19 protein-coding genes are annotated in these 17,165 nt (G+C 45.4%); all 19 read right to left on the reverse strand.

The annotated features are described in order from the left end of the window. Window positions 1-4: 4 nt before the first annotated feature. The 19 genes from traG to rfaH all read right to left on the reverse strand — a co-directional run bounded on the left by traG (window position 5) and on the right by rfaH (window position 17,031). Window positions 5-2,884, reverse strand: coding sequence for a conjugal transfer mating-pair stabilization protein TraG (gene traG, locus AC4IFT_RS20000; protein WP_490752473.1), 2,880 nt, complete (start codon window positions 2,882-2,884; stop codon window positions 5-7). Continuing rightward, the gene (gene traH / locus AC4IFT_RS20005) at window positions 2,884-4,275 is read right to left on the reverse strand and encodes a conjugal transfer pilus assembly protein TraH (RefSeq protein ID WP_349489564.1); all 1,392 of its coding nucleotides are present in this window, start codon (window positions 4,273-4,275) and stop codon (window positions 2,884-2,886) included. Before traH ends, traG begins: the two co-directional genes overlap by 1 nt. 198 nt (window positions 4,276-4,473) lie before the next feature. Then, window positions 4,474-5,013: a type-F conjugative transfer system pilin assembly thiol-disulfide isomerase TrbB gene (gene trbB, locus AC4IFT_RS20010; RefSeq protein ID WP_490752475.1), complete on the reverse strand. Its 540-nt coding sequence runs from the start codon at window positions 5,011-5,013 to the stop codon at window positions 4,474-4,476. Beyond that, on the reverse strand, window positions 5,010-5,300 hold the full coding sequence (locus AC4IFT_RS20015) for a hypothetical protein (protein ID WP_110592959.1): 291 nt from the start codon (window positions 5,298-5,300) through the stop codon (window positions 5,010-5,012). The genes trbB and AC4IFT_RS20015 overlap by 4 nt, the downstream gene beginning before the upstream one ends. Window positions 5,301-5,307: 7 nt before the next feature. After that, entirely contained in the window at window positions 5,308-6,096 is a 789-nt protein-coding gene (gene traF / locus AC4IFT_RS20020) for a type-F conjugative transfer system pilin assembly protein TraF (protein ID WP_490752478.1), read from the reverse strand. Continuing rightward, window positions 6,093-7,985, reverse strand: a complete 1,893-nt coding sequence (locus tag AC4IFT_RS20025; protein WP_490752479.1) for a conjugal transfer protein TraN — start codon at window positions 7,983-7,985, stop codon at window positions 6,093-6,095. The genes traF and AC4IFT_RS20025 overlap by 4 nt, the downstream gene beginning before the upstream one ends. Further along, window positions 7,982-8,602, reverse strand: coding sequence for a type-F conjugative transfer system pilin assembly protein TrbC (gene trbC, locus AC4IFT_RS20030; protein ID WP_490752481.1), 621 nt, complete (start codon window positions 8,600-8,602; stop codon window positions 7,982-7,984). Before trbC ends, AC4IFT_RS20025 begins: the two co-directional genes overlap by 4 nt. Before the next feature lie 14 nt (window positions 8,603-8,616). Further along, window positions 8,617-9,612 (reverse strand): conjugal transfer pilus assembly protein TraU, encoded by a 996-nt coding sequence (gene traU, locus AC4IFT_RS20035; RefSeq protein ID WP_490752483.1) that lies wholly within the window; start codon window positions 9,610-9,612, stop codon window positions 8,617-8,619. After that, the gene (traW, locus tag AC4IFT_RS20040; protein WP_490752529.1) at window positions 9,609-10,232 is read right to left on the reverse strand and encodes a type-F conjugative transfer system protein TraW; all 624 of its coding nucleotides are present in this window, start codon (window positions 10,230-10,232) and stop codon (window positions 9,609-9,611) included. The genes traU and traW overlap by 4 nt, the downstream gene beginning before the upstream one ends. A gap of 19 nt (window positions 10,233-10,251) precedes the next feature. After that, a complete protein-coding gene (gene trbI, locus AC4IFT_RS20045) occupies window positions 10,252-10,677 on the reverse strand; it encodes a type-F conjugative transfer system protein TrbI (protein ID WP_490752485.1) in 426 nt (141 codons plus the stop codon). Further along, complete coding sequence (gene traC, locus AC4IFT_RS20050; protein WP_490752531.1) at window positions 10,653-13,265, reverse strand: type IV secretion system protein TraC; 2,613 nt, start codon at window positions 13,263-13,265, stop codon at window positions 10,653-10,655. The genes trbI and traC overlap by 25 nt, the downstream gene beginning before the upstream one ends. A 77-nt stretch (window positions 13,266-13,342) precedes the next feature. After that, window positions 13,343-13,912: a type IV conjugative transfer system lipoprotein TraV gene (traV, locus tag AC4IFT_RS20055; protein ID WP_490752487.1), complete on the reverse strand. Its 570-nt coding sequence runs from the start codon at window positions 13,910-13,912 to the stop codon at window positions 13,343-13,345. Between the two features lie 74 nt (window positions 13,913-13,986). Beyond that, window positions 13,987-14,316 carry a hypothetical protein gene (locus tag AC4IFT_RS20060; RefSeq protein ID WP_110592951.1) on the reverse strand — a complete coding sequence of 110 codons (330 nt, stop codon included), beginning with the start codon at window positions 14,314-14,316 and terminating at the stop codon, window positions 13,987-13,989. A 105-nt stretch (window positions 14,317-14,421) separates the two neighbouring features. Beyond that, the gene (locus AC4IFT_RS20065; protein WP_110592950.1) at window positions 14,422-15,060 is read right to left on the reverse strand and encodes a GNAT family N-acetyltransferase; all 639 of its coding nucleotides are present in this window, start codon (window positions 15,058-15,060) and stop codon (window positions 14,422-14,424) included. Between the two features lie 9 nt (window positions 15,061-15,069). Beyond that, window positions 15,070-15,471, reverse strand: a complete 402-nt coding sequence (locus AC4IFT_RS20070; RefSeq protein ID WP_210850808.1) for a hypothetical protein — start codon at window positions 15,469-15,471, stop codon at window positions 15,070-15,072. Continuing rightward, complete coding sequence (locus AC4IFT_RS20075) at window positions 15,458-15,826, reverse strand: hypothetical protein (RefSeq protein ID WP_490752490.1); 369 nt, start codon at window positions 15,824-15,826, stop codon at window positions 15,458-15,460. Before AC4IFT_RS20075 ends, AC4IFT_RS20070 begins: the two co-directional genes overlap by 14 nt. Before the next feature lie 89 nt (window positions 15,827-15,915). Continuing rightward, window positions 15,916-16,149, reverse strand: coding sequence for a hypothetical protein (locus AC4IFT_RS20080; RefSeq protein WP_490752492.1), 234 nt, complete (start codon window positions 16,147-16,149; stop codon window positions 15,916-15,918). A gap of 8 nt (window positions 16,150-16,157) precedes the next feature. Then, window positions 16,158-16,520, reverse strand: coding sequence for a hypothetical protein (locus AC4IFT_RS20085; protein WP_222961253.1), 363 nt, complete (start codon window positions 16,518-16,520; stop codon window positions 16,158-16,160). Window positions 16,521-16,539: 19 nt separating this feature from the next. Beyond that, window positions 16,540-17,031, reverse strand: a complete 492-nt coding sequence (gene rfaH, locus AC4IFT_RS20090; protein ID WP_272537127.1) for a transcription/translation regulatory transformer protein RfaH — start codon at window positions 17,029-17,031, stop codon at window positions 16,540-16,542. Between the last annotated feature and the right edge of the window lie 134 nt (window positions 17,032-17,165).

The raw sequence follows: 17,165 nt of genomic DNA on the forward strand, positions 1-17,165 counted from the left end.
CCATCTAATCACTATTCTTTTTATAATAATCATCTTGAGTCATAAATCCATTAGAATCAGGAGTTTTTTCTACCCGACGAGTATCCGTAATCAACCCTGCATCCATGTGCTTTTCTCTTTCTTTTTCCATTTTAACTTCATGCTCTTGTATTTTTTCTTGATGATTTAGTTTGAGTTCATCGTGACGTTGTTGAATTCCCACCGAACCTTGGTTTATTTTTCCTTTTACTGTACCAATTTTATCTTGATATTCCTTTTCTTTTTCGGTGACTTTATGAGCAGTGTCATGTTTTATTCCAGCATTCTGACTGAGCGTATTAACATCCTGTACATGACCATCATATTCCGCCATTAAACTCCCTCCTGAAGGAATATTTCCATCTGATGCCGTTTTATCCATCGCAACGATACTCGCCCGATTTTGAGCATAATCATTTTTAACATTTGGAAGCAATCGGTCATTAATAAAATCTTTTGCCAATGCTTCACGTTCTCTTGCAATCGACAAATCACTCGTATTACTTAAAATTGTATCAGCGCGGCTTGGTGAAGCTTGACGTACATAGTTTGCAAACTCTTGGTCTAAATTACTGTCAATTTGTGCACTGTTATTCGTCACATAGCTGGCCATATCACTGTACTCTTGGCTCTCGGTTGTACTGCGAGAATACTGCTCATATTGGTTTTTGGCCGTATTGAGTGTTGCACTGAGCTGACTGATTTCCGAGCTGGCTTCATTATCGTGACGATTTGTACCGTCTGATATTTTACTGCTATTGAGTAACTCAAGCCCTTCATTAAATTCCCGTGTCCGTTGAGCGCTCTCCTCACTGCCTGCATCTTGGTTCCGTGCTCCTCGCTCTTGGCTACTATCTTGCCGACCTTCTGTGTTTTTGGTGTTCTTATCGAAATATGCTTGTGTCCCTCCCAATCCGAATATAGATATACCAGCTTCGCCTTTTGCTCCAAATGTGTTCGTTCGATCAATACTATTACTGAATAATTTTGACAGTGCTTCTTCCGTTGTACTGTTATCCGCTTTTCGCTGAGAGTCCACTGCATTCTTGATTTTCCTGTAACCTTCACTCTGATTGCTACTTACCCCAGAATCTGTCATTGAGGACACAGTCGCACTGTTACCAAAGTTTTTACTAAATTGTGCCATTTGATTGGTTGCCACATTGACCGAACTTTGGAAAGCACTCATTGATTGTGCTGCTGTTGCCTGTGCATTTTTCGCACTTTGTTGTAGTGAACTCACCATCGCCTCACTGCCTTTAATCGAAACAGGTAAGCGTGACATTGCACCGCTAGTATCCATGATTTCTTGACCACTACTGGTCATCGTATTCATGGCACCGCTGGCGAGTTGTCGTGTCATTTGGCCATCACGGAAACTCGAGTTAGTATCCCACTTATTACCTGCCACATTGTCGGTCTGCATATTATTAAACGCCCACGTTCCATCTGCGGCTTGTGATGAACTTGCCGAGGCAGAGCTGTTAATGGCCGTACCAAGATAGTTCCCTGCCTGTGCAACAGCTGGCCCTAGCCCTTTCACAATCGCCATGGCAATAAACGGAATGGACAAGGTTAACCACCCCGCAATTAACCCGATATCACTGTGAATTTGCTGAATATGCGCCTGATTTGCTAGGTTGAAATCCAATCCATTGGTTTGCCCTCGCAAATAAAAACTCGTTGCATGATTGAGTATGGCGAACATCGGTGCCCAGGATTGCAGATAAATAATCGACATGATGTAGTTAAATACCATGCGCGTCGTCAGCGCATGGACGGTCATCAGCAAGATGAAAATGGGAAATAACGCCACAATTAACGAAAACAAAATGGTATACAACAACGGGGTAAAAGAGGTTCCCACCGTTGTTGATGTGGCCCAAGAGAGCCGCATTTTATTATACGACGATGTAGAGGCTAAATTCACTAAACTGGCGGTATCGCCACTTTGTGCACTGTACCCGCCTATACCTTGTTTAAGTGCATTCATGACCACTGAGTTTCGCATTAACTGACTGGCAGTTTCACTGCCAGAGTAGTAATAATTATAACTGTCCCCAAGCATGGCGCTAAACAACACATTTGCATCAGGACGACCTCCAAAGATACGCCTGACGGTATAAGCCCAGGTTTCTCCACCCGTTTGAGTGTCGGCACCAATCGCAGGCATTAGTACGCGTTTGGCCAAATCTTCACATGTCCAAAATCCGGCGGGTTGTGCTTTTTTATTTCCTTCAGGCACCATCACTCCCCGTAAAGGGCTCGGTTTTTGAAAAATCAGCGTATAGGGGTCACGACTGTTCATTAATTCTTGAAAGGAATATTTGTGATTAATTAAGATGTCACCAATGACACAATTTTTGGTGTACAAACTCATTAATTCAGCAATATCCCCATCTGTCGACATAACATCACTGACATTTCCGACTAAATTTGCCCCAAATAACATGCCCGTTTTACTGTAATTCAATGAGTCTGGCATATGAAAAATCGACTCATACAGCTCCGTTAAGCTGGTTCCAATCGAACTAATCATATGCGCAGGAGCAGCTAACCCGAGGGGGACATTATCGACAAGATAAACCCCCGTGGGGTCGGTTCGGTCAATGATTTGCACGGAACGCTTAGGCCCAAGGAGCACACTGGAAACTAAAATAATATAAGCGGCAAACTTGATAACCTCCTTCGGGTCATGCCCTCGCAGATACACCACAAAGAAGGAGGCAGCGGAAATCAGTAACGCAATGCGGAACATGGATTCCCACGATGAAGAGCCCACAATCGCGGCCACGCCATTGAAGACCTGCATCATGTATTCACCACCGCCTAAGACATACACCGTATCGATAGACGCCATCTTCATCACCCTCCCTGATTTGATTTTTGTTCTGGAGTAAACATATTGAAATGATAATTACGCTGGTAACGCTCTTGGAGTTGACTGGACGTCTGCTGACGCAAATAACTCATCTGCCGCTCCATTTCCATCAACACATTGGCTTTCACTTCAACTTGACGTTGTAAGTCTTCCAATTGACGGCTGGCCTCGGCAACGTTTTTACGCAAAACATCTAAGGGTTGTTCAGGAAAGTTACGGTTTCCCAAGGCAATTTTAGCTTGGTCAATCAACTCAAGCAGGTACTGAAGTAAAATGTCATACGCAATGTAATCGGACAGTGCGGGCAAGATGGACACATTGATATTGAGCTGCATTGGGTCAACCAAATACTTCAAAATAGGCACCGACGTACTTTGAATAAATCCTTTCTCACCCAGGGTTAAGGCGATGTCATCTTTCAATTTGCTTTGAATTTGCTGAATGATTTTTTTGACTAAAGAATTCAAGCCATTGTCTTTACTGATGGTGATGGTTTTCTTCTTCAGCTGGAGACAGCCATTAACGGAGACACACCCTTCGATACTGATAGTGCCGCCGTACATCAACGCTTTAATTAATTCTTGCCGGTTTACTTTAGGAACGGTCGTGGTCACATCGCCATTGTCTTTGCCAAAAATCAATGTGCCAGTGAGGTTCATAATCAGCTCTTTGAGCTCGTTATCACCATCCAACATTTTGTTGCTGTTAAGCACTTCCCACATGAGATTTTTATTTTGGATGATTTGGTCTTTCATGTTTTCAGGGGCGCGGTTAAACGCATCATTCATTTTTCCCCCGACAGTACAACCCTGGCGTGATGCCGCCCAGTCTGCAAACATATTGGTTTGCCCTGCAATATCTTGGCAGATTTTTTGCGACTGTACGGTGTTGGTTGGCCATAAGCCGCCCACAATACCTTGCGCAGCTTGGCAGGAAGAGATATTCATACTGTTAATACCAGAAATCATGTCTTGTAAGAAATCTTTGGCGGATTTCAATTCAGGCACCGTGGTTTGCAACGCCAAGTCAAAGAAATAACCTGTGGAGTTTTGCATTAACTGTTTCACAAACTGCTGAAGCTGCTCACCATTGATATAAGAGAACGACCCCAAATATGCATCAATCCCCCCACACCCTGCATTGATATTGGGCGGGGTAAATGAAGCGATTTGCAGCTGTTTGACTTGATTACGAATAAACAAGTTGCCGCCCGTGGCATAGCCTGCGGCTTGCCCTTCCCATGCGCGGGCTTCTGTCGCATTCCCTTCAAAACCCAATTTATTGAAGAAGTTATTCATGTCGCCATTCACATTGGCAACTGCCACCGTGTGACTGAATAACGCCGAGCACATCACGGCAATGAGTCCTTTACGCATTGTGACCTCCGCATTGAATATCAACATGCCAACACATCATACAGGCAGGGTTTATCGCCTTATTCCAATATAGAATAGGGGTAATTAAATCATTCATTGTGGGTAAACCTTATTGAGTGCCATTCCCCGCAACGTTGCTGCGTGTCGGCATTGAATTTTAAAGTGGGATAAAACGGGGTAGAACAGAATAAAAAAGGATTATTGCGTCGCTAACATTAAGTTACTGTTAACCCGATTCATCACATCTTGCATATCGGTCAGCCCTTGCAAAAGGGGATAAGTGCGTAGCGTATTCACGTCCACCAAAAAAACCGTGGGCGTGATGACTTGTAACCCTGATCCAAAAAAAGACTGCACGACCTCAGGTGGCGCGGGAATGGCATTCGGAAAAGCCATATCCCCTTTCCCATCGAGCGTATACGGGAATACACTTAATCCCGTTTGCGCAGATAACAACGCAAGTTGTGGGTCAAATTGATGACAATACGGACAACTCGACTGCATAAAAAGGACCAATGTATAATCATTCAAATTCACCACTTTGCCATTGGGTAACGAATACGGTTTCACTGGCGGTTTGGCAGGAACAATCGTTTCTGGCTTGAAAGTTTCAGGGCTCATGTTGGGCTGGGCGTTCACTGCCGTTTTGTGGGACTCTAATTCGGCGATTTCATCCATCACACTTGCCTGAGCGACACTGAAACTGAGCAGTAAAAAGGAAAAGAGTAACGCTCTCATGGGTGTTTCTCCTTATTTCCTCCGCCCTGAAAGGCTTGCCAGGCACGAACAGCCGCATACAAAAATCCAGCAACACCCACTGCGACACCGACGGCAAAGATAAAGACCGTCCCCATATCTTGTACCCATTGAAGGGTTAACAGTAAATCGTCAGTGATACTGGCTTTACGCACCTTCAGTAACACTTCAATCAAGCCCCAAAACACCACGGCCGCTATCATGAGCGCAATGCCGACATACAATAACGCATTCTCAATTAATCGAGCTTTTAAGGTTCTTTCCATCATTTTATTCTCAATAGTTCGGGGTAAAATCGGTCGCAATATCTAAAAAGCGACGTTCTAGCGCATCTTGCGTCATAAAACCGTAGGCCAACGGCTGGTAAGATTCGTTTTTCGGGTCAACCAAGAACAGGGCAGGAAAATGGGTGATTTGCATTTTTGCCACTTGCCCGTTGTCTGGCTTGGTGTTCGGCAATTGCTGACTACGCTGACCATCCACCGATATCGGGATAAGCACAACCCCGTGTTGTTCAGCAAACTGCGCCACCACACTGGCTAACTGGTTATCCAACGGCTCACCGCCCCGATAGAAGAAAAACAATCCGTACTGAGATGCTAACTGCGAAATAGCCTGTTTTTCTTTATTGCGTACTGTGGAAAGCTGTTGAGGCACCGTGCTGTTATAAAAGGAATGCTCCAAGTTGTAATCAAGTGCAGGATGTAGCAGCAGGGCTTTTTGCACAGAGCGTTCAAACTTTCCAGATTGATTGAGCCAATACCGCTGAAGTGCCACGAATTTCGCGGCATTCTCAGGGGTTGGTTGCATAATCGCCGTGTCTAACGCTTCTGCCGTTAGCTTTTGCATGACCTTTTTTTGTAAGGTCGGTGATAATGTCGAAAGCGGGATTTGCTCTGGCTCTGGCGGCTCTTCCTCGTCTTCCGGTTGCGGCTCGTTATACCAGTGCCAACCGACGATAGGTTCATCCACATAGGTTCGCGTTTCTGCTTGTTCGCTATGGTTGGCTAACACGCCTCCTGAAATCATCAAACTGCCGAGCATTATCAATAAAAGGCGTTTCATCCTTGTCCTCCTTGGCCTTGCAAGCCATTGGCGATTTGATTTTTTACGCGGTCAATCAGTTCTTGGTCAGCCGGAATATCGGTGCCCGATTCCAAATCGGAATAGAAATCCGCAAAATTCAATCGGTCAAAGTTAATGGCCTGCAATTCATCAACGGTGATACCGCGACAATCACTGTTTTTGGCGCTACCAAAACCAATGCGTAACTGCCCGCCACGCCCTTGCTCTTGCACGATTTTGGCGAGCTTACTGTCAAACACGCAGTAGGCTTCTTTCTTCTGAAGACACACCCCGAGGACTTTATTTGAGCAATAGGAACCGACATAAATGGTGAGATTGCGGCTTTTGGCTTTACCGAGGGCTTTTTCTTCACTGTCACAGTGCGCCAGCCCCACATCACTCCCCCAACCACCGCTTTTGCAACAATTACTGAACCCCGCGGCGGCTTTACGGCAGGTAGTGCGCTGACCTGTAAAGGCCCTGACATTCACATCATTGAGCTCTGCCACATCTTCCCCTGCCGCAGCCACTGCCGCTAACGCGGATACGGCTTTTTGGAAACTGTTCGCCTTGTCATTCTTGATTTGGTCACACTCGCCGCTGGCACAAATCAGCTCAACACCGCACATTTTCCCGCCTCCCGTCAGCCCTTTTTCACAGGAAAACACCGCTTGCTCACGCAAACAGGTACTGCCAACGGATTCAATACAGGTGGTTTTCACAATGGTGCAGGCGGGATTTTTCATGTAGTCACCACAACTGCCATTGTCTGCTGACTGCTTGGCGTAATAATCGGTGTACTGCCAACATTCACTGTAAATATCGTACTTTTTACCGCCCACAGTCACCGTTTTGGTGCCTCCTTTTTCAGTACACTGAGTTTCCACCTTCACTTCTTCGGACTTATCAAACGGACAGTGCTCAACCCATTCAATTTTTGGCTTCACTGTTTTTTCAAGTACCCACATCTTAATTTTTAAATTGACCCTTAATTGATTTTTATTCAGTAAATCAACGGTTCCTTCTGTAATATTGCCGTATTGCCAAAGACCCGTTAATGAAATCGTAAACTGGTGTTTCCCCTCTTTAACATTAATGGCCTTAGATGCGACAACCGTTTTTGCATTTCCCATGTCATTCCAATTACAGGTGCGTTGCGGTTTTAAATCCGTTAGCGTTAATCCCCATAGACTGATAACTTGATCTGTATGCCATGGAAACAGCGGCTCATTGTAGGGGGCGCACTTTCTTGCCCACCCATACATCGTAAACGCTTCAATTCGACCATCCTGATCCAGATTAAATGTCCCAACAATCGGTTTTCTGCCCACATTGTGGTACTTGACCTGTTCATTGGGGACATAGATTTCTTTTAAAACCGATTGTGTGTCTTCCTCCCAGGTGATTTTAGCCGTGCGAGTACACGCTAAACTGGCGGCTGGGGTTCGCTCACATTGGTGTGACGTGATTTCGGTTTTATCGAGCGTCACATCCTGGCAGGGCACCGTAATTTGCCCGCTTTCCGACTCCGCCTTTTCCCGCATATCAATGCCCGCTTTTAAGAACGGGGCGTCCAAATCCAACTTATCTGGCGGGCGATTTTTCATGACCTCCATCGTGGCTTGCCCCGCATCGGTGTCATTCATCGCTTTCATACCGGCATTTTCCAATCCCGAAGCAGCGCCTGACGTCACCCCACCGTAATACCCACTTTCTGACGGGTTTGCGGTGTAGTTCGGGATGATATTGGCGGGATTAGTGTTTTTTATCGTGTCTGTACCCGTGTTTTTCAGGCTATTAGCAAATTCCGACCCCGCGTTATAATCATTGGCCGCAACCCCCAGTGACAGAGCCCCCACGCCACATAATGCAATCAATAACCGTTTCATTGCCGCGCCCTCGATGCAAACCAATCACGGGCAACATCATGGCAGTCGCCGCTATTAGCAATCCGCTCAATGGCGGAGACCAAACGGATATTGCCGTACATCACATCAAAGCCTTGTTCACAGCGCACGACCAGTGCAGGCACTTGTGTAATGCCATATTGAGCAAAGGTTTTCGGGTCGATTTGTACGCCCCCCTCCCCGCTATCTTTGGTCAGTTCAAACACGGCACTGGCCGTTTTGCGAAAGTCATTGTCAATCAAGCCATTAATCAAGGTGGGGATACCAAGCTGCGTGGCTTCCAGCACCATCTGTTTGAGCCCTGCTTCGGGAATAGAAAACGACACAAAGTAGACAAAGGGGCTTTCCTGCTCAGTTTGTGCTTTAGCCGCATCAGCGGCGTGTTGCTGCGCTTGCTGCTGTTTGGCCAATAAATTATCAATCCAGGCTTTATCCTTGGCGGAGATTTCAGGGGGCTTAACCCCCTCCGGCGGCATGGACTGTTCAAGCAAGGCCGCGCTTTGGTCGCGCAGCTGTTCTAAAAACTGTTGGTCATCCGTTAAGGCATAACCAACTGGCGCAAGCACCAAGCTTACGAATAAAAAGAAAACGGATTTCATGAAAATACCTCGTGTTAGAGGAAAACGCAGTTACGTTTACGCCAGATGAGATAACCAAAGTTTTTACGACTGTTGGGTGAGGCGTGCCCCGTTTGCCAGCGCATCACCGAGCGACCAAAGGGATGACATTGCCCTGTATCTGGGTACATATTGACCATCTGATAGCGATAGCGGTCTTTCGGAATAATGGGCGACGGATAGGTGTAGCACACTTCCTGATTTTTCCCGACGCTGTTCATCACCAATCCTTGCCGATGCAACTTAAAAGCCATCCGCTCGGAAAGCAGAACCGAAGACGCTTGGGGGCTGAATTCATTGCTGGTATACCCCGTAAACGGATACATACTGCCTTGAGAACCCGCACACCAAAAGAGCGCATTTAAAGGCTTGCTGCCAATACTGGCAATCGCATCCGCAGCGCACGCCCCTTGCGCGATGGGATTGGCAAATACAAACGCTTCAGGGGCAATAATCGACGACAAAGAGCTGTCATTCCACAGGGGGTCTAGCTCAGATAAATAGGCGATATCCATATCCCCCCGCTCTAAACAGCCTGCCGACGTGATGATATTGAGCCAATAGGTCAGCGGGTATTTATACCAATGCACATGGTAGAACGAACCTTGAGTTGCAGGGTCATTTTGCGTGCCTTTACCCGCGCCCATTTTACCCACATTGATGTTAAAGCCACCCAAATTCACCATGCAATACGGTGAACGGGTCACATCCGTTAGAGCAAATGGCTCCCAATAGCCAATCGCTAAACCAATGCGGTATAAAATCCCCATCGGGCAAATTTGTATCGGCATCGAGGGGTTTTCTGTATCCGGTGCCACACCAGGGAAAACAGGCACATTGCCAATGGTCATTGGAAACAGGCAATCCCAACAAATATCGGTGATCGGATTAACAAAATTTCCCTCACATAACGCATCGGCTTTAGCTGGCGTTGTCACTGTTACATAACCCAGTACACACACACTCAATAGCCAACGGGTAAATTTATTCATCGCCCCTCCTGCATCGCGGCTGAGACGATTTTGAGTTTGTCGCCCTCTTGTGTGACCACCGCCGGAATGTACTGAAGCCCGAGTTGGCGACTTAAACTGCCCCCTTGGTCAAAGAACACGCGCGTATTCAGTGCCTCTGTAGCCTCTTTGATATTGCCGTTGGTTAAAATAACTTTATAACGCAAGGTCGCAGGCTGCTGTGCGTTCATCCACGCGACTTGGCGCGGATCATCCGCATCTAAAAAGTAAAGGGTTTGCCCCAGTGCCACGTGACTCAGCGGGTTTATTTTGTCACCCTGACGGGCAAACATCACACCATTGTGGTCAGCATAATCCCCTTGAACCGTAAACGTCGGGTCGTACCACACCGTATGTGCTTCAGTATCGGTACTGAGCCAATCCACAGGCGGTGGACGCAAGGTATTTTCAATCACACGGTCTTTAAAATCCTGCTGCATCTGCGCGATTTCCCCCGTGCCCTCCATCTGCTTTAACCGCCCCTGGATAAAGTCCAACATACTTTGCTCTTGAACGGGGTACACATCCCCCCAGACACCGAGATCTTTGGCAGTAACAAGACAAGGTAAACAAAACAATATTGCCAATGTAGACTGTCGCATTCGCTTCATCTGCCCTCCTTTATTGCGCCATTTTGTCGGCGATTGCGGCTTGAATATCGACCGTGATATCTTCCGCCCCTATCACCACCGCAGGCGTGACTAAAATCAGGGCCTGATGTTCATGTTGGTACTCCGACAAACTGTCACTGAGCGCCACTTGAAAACGGTGAGTGGCATCGGCGATTTGTTGCTCACTGAGCGGATTTTCGGCGTTAAACTGCATGGCCATTTGTTGTTGATATTGGTTAACCGTGCCCGCCATGTCGAAAGTGACGGTAACGGGGGCAAGCCAGCGCACCACAAACACCGATATACTGAAACTCAGTACCACCGCAATCACCATAAAAAAAATCATCGCCTTCAAGCAGGCTTTGCGCCGACGGCTCGCGCCCCGTGCGGGCGTTTTTTGCACTTTGTCGACTAATGTCGTGTTTGGGTCTGCCATTGGGATAAGGCCTCCATTTCTCTTGGGAATTTTTGTTGGGCTAACGCCAATAACGTGGCTTGCTGGGAAAGTCCCTGTTCTGCGGCATTTTCACGGAACTGGTAGTCTTTCCCGTCCGTGGAAAACAAAGTGCGACTGATGGGATCAATCAACAAGCGGTGATAAGACACTTGTCCTGCCACCCGTAACATAAAGGCACTGAAGTGCGCCTCTTTTGCCGAAGGGAACCCTTCCACAACGGTACGTTCAAGCACGTTGAACTGATCGGGGTTTTTCTGGTTGTATTTACGGAACGACTCCAAGTTTTGACGCAAGATAATTTTGTACGACGAGTTACTCCATGCGGCTTTCGCGGCCACACTCGCATCCTCACCATCGAAATCTTCAATTCCTTGAGAAATGGTAATGTAGGCTCCGCGGTACTTACGGGCAGTTCGATAACCCCCTTCAATAAAGTTACCGACAAAGCTATTTTCACTGTCGAGCAGTTTCCAACCTTCATCGATGATGGCCGCCTTTTTTATGTCCCGTGGCGATAGATACATGCGCTGTTCAATAAAGATCATCATGGAAAACATGACGGCAGCTAATAAGTCAGGTTTATTTTGTAGGCCGCCCATTTCCAGTACGGTAAACCGCACATTGTCATTAAGGGCAGGATTAGGGCTATTGAAATACTCCCCGTACAATCCTTTGGTGGTGTATTTCTGTAAGGAAACAACGATCTCGTGCATCTTATTGCGCACAGAGTCAGCGTCTTCAAAAACGCCATGCTCGAGTTGCCACGTTAAGTATTCTGAAATATCATCGATCAGAACCTCATTACCCTGACGTTTGCTCGGTGCTGCCCCCTCCCACACGTCTTGAACCGCATTCAACAAGATAGATTTAGAGGTGTCATCCATGTCCCCTGACGGATTGGCCAGCACCAATAGCAAGTCGCGAATGCTCTCTGCCGCTTCTTTAATATTGACGACACCCGCAAACGGATTGAATTTAAGGTCGCGCGCATCAACGTAGACGCCCCCGACACTTTCACACAACCCTTTGTAGGATTCGCCCATATCCAAGACATAGGCCCAACCGCCACTATCGAGAATTTGTCGGATAATGGCTTGCACTAAGAAGGACTTACCGCCCCCCGAGGTGCCACACACCCCCATGTTGTAGTTATCGTTTCCCAGCCCCGAATCATCATCAAAGATATCGAGATAAGACAACTGGTTACGATATGAGGGGATAGGTAACCCACTGCGACAAATGCGGTTATCAGCAACCACGGGCAACAAGTTGGCTACGTTGAAAGCATTAGCCCGCAGTGTGCCATTCGAGCGTTTCATGTCGCCCCACAAGCCCTCTTGCATCACAAACGGAAACAACGCCATGTAATTACGCAATTGCATAAAACTCGGGGGTGATAGGGTTAACCCATTGCTATTAAAGGTATTCATGAGCGCCATTTCAGCATTCAGGGCTTTATCGTCATCATCTTCACAAAATAACGTAATACCATAACTGTATCGTGCGAGCGCCGATTGCCCTTTACTCAGCTGTTCTCGGATCTCGGTCCACTCTTTCGCCTGTTGCTTCACTCCTGGCACCCAACTGGAGAACTTGGATTCTGCACGTTTGTTAAAGGTGGCTGATTTGGTCATCGATTCGTTTTGGGTTCGGACTAAATCCTCGACTTCCAACGTCAACGTAATGGCAAACGGGCATGACACGGAAGCCGCAGGGTCAAGTAAATTGCTGAGATTATCGCCCCCTTGCCAGAGTGCAAACCGCTGCGGGTTTTTGGCTAGGCTGTAGTTAAGTATCCGCGTATGTGATTTTTTCCCCTTTTCATCCATTAAGCTCTGATGCATGGCTTCGGGTTTCAGCTCCATCACGAACGAACGGTCAACACACTGCGCATTGAGTTCTTCATACGGTTCGATTTCGTCGGACGGCTCGGCAATATTGTGATGACGAAAATTCACCATTTCACGCACCAACTTGATTAAGCCTTTATCATCCAATCGCTCCGAACCGATACTGGCACCGAGGAGAGATTGCTGCACCACACTCAAGGTTTGATTCAAATTTTGCAGCGTCAACGCATCCGCCCGTTTAACGGGTTCGGCATAGATGACAAACAGGCGATAGTTCCGCAGTGTTAATGGCAAGCCTTGTTTATTGGCTAAACCATTCATCGCCCCGTTTTCATAGTAAGCACGGGTAATGGCATTGAATTTTGACGCCAACTCCCCATCCCAGCTAAAGTCCCTCAGACCGTAATCCAACATGCCGCTGATGCATTTACTGCCGAGCAACAAAAAAGTGAGTGGGGTTTTGCGCGGCAATTTGTTGCGCAGGAAATAATCCAGTGCATCGACAATTTTATCGTTAGCACCAATCAAAGGGGCACATTCCAACACGAAGCCCGCTGTCTCTTTGTTAATAAAAAGCCCTGAGTCGGCGTCATAATAGCGGTAGGGTAAGACGCTGCTAAAGGAGGGATAGTCCATCTCCTCCAGTGCTTCATGGGCTTTGCGTGCCCCGTCAGGTTGTTTCCAGTTAGAGAGGAGTCCTTTGAATAGGCTCTCCATAAACGGGGATTCACCCGCATCTTTTGCATGGGGATTGCCAAGTTGCTTCAATTTTTGCAAGAAGCCACGTTTTTGGGTCATTGTAACTGCTCCTTCCACTGGCCCTCTTTCACAACAAAGGAGACGACGGCTGGTTGATAAAAGTTTTGCTCTTCATCAATCCACGGGGCTATCCATAACCGCGCGGTACTCGCGGGAAGTCGAACTGGGGGCGCCATACCAATATCGCCCCAACCCGACCACGTTTGGGTTGGCTGTGAAATCGGAGGTAATGAATTAGCCGGAACCGATTTTTTTATGGGCGCGGATGTCGTTTCAAATGCTCCCAACGCGCTCACTGTCTGTGAGGAAGCGCGATTATCCTGCACCGCAGTACGAACAGATTGAGCTGGAGACGCGGTTGTCACAACCGGCACAGTCGGGGTTGCCAACGGCGCTAACCGCGGCAACTCAACTCGCTTTTGGGATGTGCCCTCCCCACTAGCAGGATGGTTCCAAGTGATATTTTGCTGTGCCGCTTTTTGATTGGCTTCTTCCATGGTCATGCAGCTGTCTTGCGCGGTGGCATTGCAATCAAAGGAATCTTTCATGCCCGCAGTACAACCGGCGAGCAGAGTTAATGCGCCTAGAATGAGGAGTTTTTTCATAATTGAGCCTTATTGAATACAGAGTTGGTAAAAAGAGGGGATACGACGAAGAATGTCGAATAAAACCACGTTATTTAACTATGTTTAATGGCCAATCCTATAGAAAAGAAAACCACATAAACAAAAATACATTTGATGATAAATAGGACCATTTTCTTGCGGGAAGAAAATTCCACTTTCCCAGCAAGATAGTCTGGTTTTGAGTATTGCCCTAAACCTAAACAAACGAAAACAACCATCGTGCTTGCCGCACATAGCAAGGGAATATAATTAAGATATTGAGGTGACGGGATAAAGAAGCCCCTCCCCCAAACGCTCATGCTCAGTATTGCGATGAGAAAATTAATAATCTCAAAGGTGCGCATCACTTTAAATTGAAACAGTCGTTCTTCAGGACTGGTCATAGCACCCTCCAATGAAATAAAGTTAAGTAATGGGTAATAATGTAATTTGTGAGATAAGTAAGTTTCTAACGATTGTGCAGAATTAAATTTAAGCTGGGGAGCATGTTATATTCCTGTCATATACCACACGCGAATACCTTGAAATGAGCGTCCCGTCCTCATGATAGAGCTGGATGACTTATCTTCTTTTGTTTCTATATTGATAATTTTAATATTCAAAGCCTTATTCTCTGCAAACCATAAATTCAGGGCTTCACACGCTAATTGCTCACTAAAATAACCATCGGGCTCCATCGAGAGTGTGAATGGATTAAAGTCTTTAAATTTAATGAATTGTTCCACTGTATTGTCCTCTAATGATCGATATATCATGTTATTACTATCAAAGGTAAAACCCAGCCTTGAATAAAAATTAACAATGGATTTATTTTCAAGCTTCCCTTTAAAACAGATAACCTCACTGCCTAGAAATTGGTTAATAAGCCGTTCTATTAGTATGCTGCCAATCCCTTTTCGCCTAAATAAGGGGTGAACAACGATATCGCGAAGGTATAATTCATCCCCTTGTATTGAGACAACCGCTTTCCCTAACTCAACGTCTTTATAAATAGCTAGGCATTGTCCGGTATCACCAACTTGAACATAGGATGTGCGATAACCTCGAAGTATTCGCCTTTTATTCAACAACAACTTAAGTTTAATAACTAACTTATCGAATAAATTAAGTTTATTTATTAACCACATGAATAATCCCTATTTAAAGTCATTAAATTGTTCAAGATGACGCGGAGGATGCTTATCAATATTTTCATCAATCGTCTTCAAGAAAAGGGCAAAGGTATGTTCCCAATCATTCGCACGGACTGGCGAGATAGTTTGTAATAAAGTTAAATACGCCGTTAAATAACGATAGAGGTAATTTTGAACCAGACTGTATATTTCAATCGCATAGTTTTCGTCATACTCAACAGCGGGTGAAAAATAACGAAATTCATTAACTAACTTAATTGCGGGATAGTTTCCAGCGTAGTAATACGTTTGTTCAACAAATTGCTGATAAGCCTTATTTTCATGCTTTAATTGCTCAATCTCTCGGTTAAGTCGTTCAATTTCTAATTCATGCTGCTTTTTCTTATTAATATCAAATAATTTCATTATTCCCTCTTATTTTTTGTATTAAAATTTTGTATCGCGCGTAGATGTCAGGATTAGTGTGTTGCATTGATTTGATATGTGCCAAGTAACAAATGATGCGATGAGGTAGTAATGGTGTTGAAATGATTAAGTCATCGTTCTCAATAACCAGCTTTAAATTATAAATTTCAGATAAAACCGTTTTATGCTCACCATATAATGACAATAGACCATTAATTGTTTGTAATGCATTCCCCATCATTAACTTAATATCGTCATCAGAAAGGGTATGAGTATTATTTGCGATATGCTCAATCAAATTAAATTGATTGCGAGTTGAATAAAGCAGCGTCTTTAATACGTTAACCGTTAACATGATATTATTCTCTAATCGCCAAGATGATAGGTACTAATTAAATGGATGAAATAGAATGACTGAATACGAACCCGAAGGTTTAAATGAATTTAATCCTTCTTTTCGCATTGTTCGGGTATTCCCCTGATTTCAGGGGTATTCCAAATTGCATAGGCAACGTCATTTTCAACGACCACAAGGCCTTGATGAGCACAGCCTGAGCAGGTGATTTTATCTTTTTCAAATAGGAAATCTTCTGAGCCAAACTCGGTTTCGACAATACTGTTCTCACTGCCACATACCACGCAGCGCCCTAGCCAGTTAATCTTTAATTTGCGTTTCATATTAACTTTTAATTTAGCTTATTCATCTGAACATTGCTGTTCTGGTAGGCTTCAATGGCTTCTTTGTAATCACTCACAGTGACATTTTCAATCACATCACCGCACTTGAGCTTATTGGTGTTTGACTGAAATAATCCATTATCGTTATTAGTTTCAATGAGTTGACATTTCGTTGAGTAATATTCACCTTTACTCACAACCTCTGACTTATCTTCTTCATTTAATATTGCAGCCCCGAAAATCACTGCAGCGATAAGTAAAATCATCAACGCAAATACAGATGTCGCTTCACTCGCTTTACTTGTCGCAACAATGATTAACCCTAAACATAAAATGACAACCACGAAGACAATGAATATTGTACTTAACATCACTAGCTTCCTTATCCCGTTATTTTATGGCTTCAAAGTTACGGTTTTCGACAACACGAGGCACTTCTTTGTTAAGGATCTTGAGAAGTAACACCGAACGAGCCTCCCCGTCAGGTTCACTGTAAATCGCACGCACACCTTGGAAGATACCGTCATAAATGACCACTTCATCCCCTTTTTGCGGTAACTGCTCACTCACCTCTTTCATAAAATTCGGCACCATCAGAGTCGCAATGATTTCATCGGGCACCACCACAGGCAATTTGCCAAAGCGCACAAAGTAGCTCACACCCCGCGTTGAGTTAATGGTCGAAAAATGGATCACTTCATAATCGAATTTCACAAACAAGTAGTTTGGAAACAGGGGTTCCATCACTTTGCGTCTCCGGTTTCGCACCATTTTCTCCGCCTCATAACGCGGGGAAAAACTATTCACCCCTTGGCGTTCAAGATGTTCAATCGCTCGTAAATCTTGCCCTGTTTTGCAATACAATAAATACCATTTATCCATCTGTTCATTCACTTTTGTTGAGAGTCGTTATTTAAGATTTGAGTCACCCAGGCACTCAAACCGGTATAGATTGCGAGAAAAAGCAATCCATCCCAACTGATGTCGGCACACACCAATATCACCGCAGGTGAATT

The organism is Providencia sp. UF-183 (assembly GCF_058246155.1).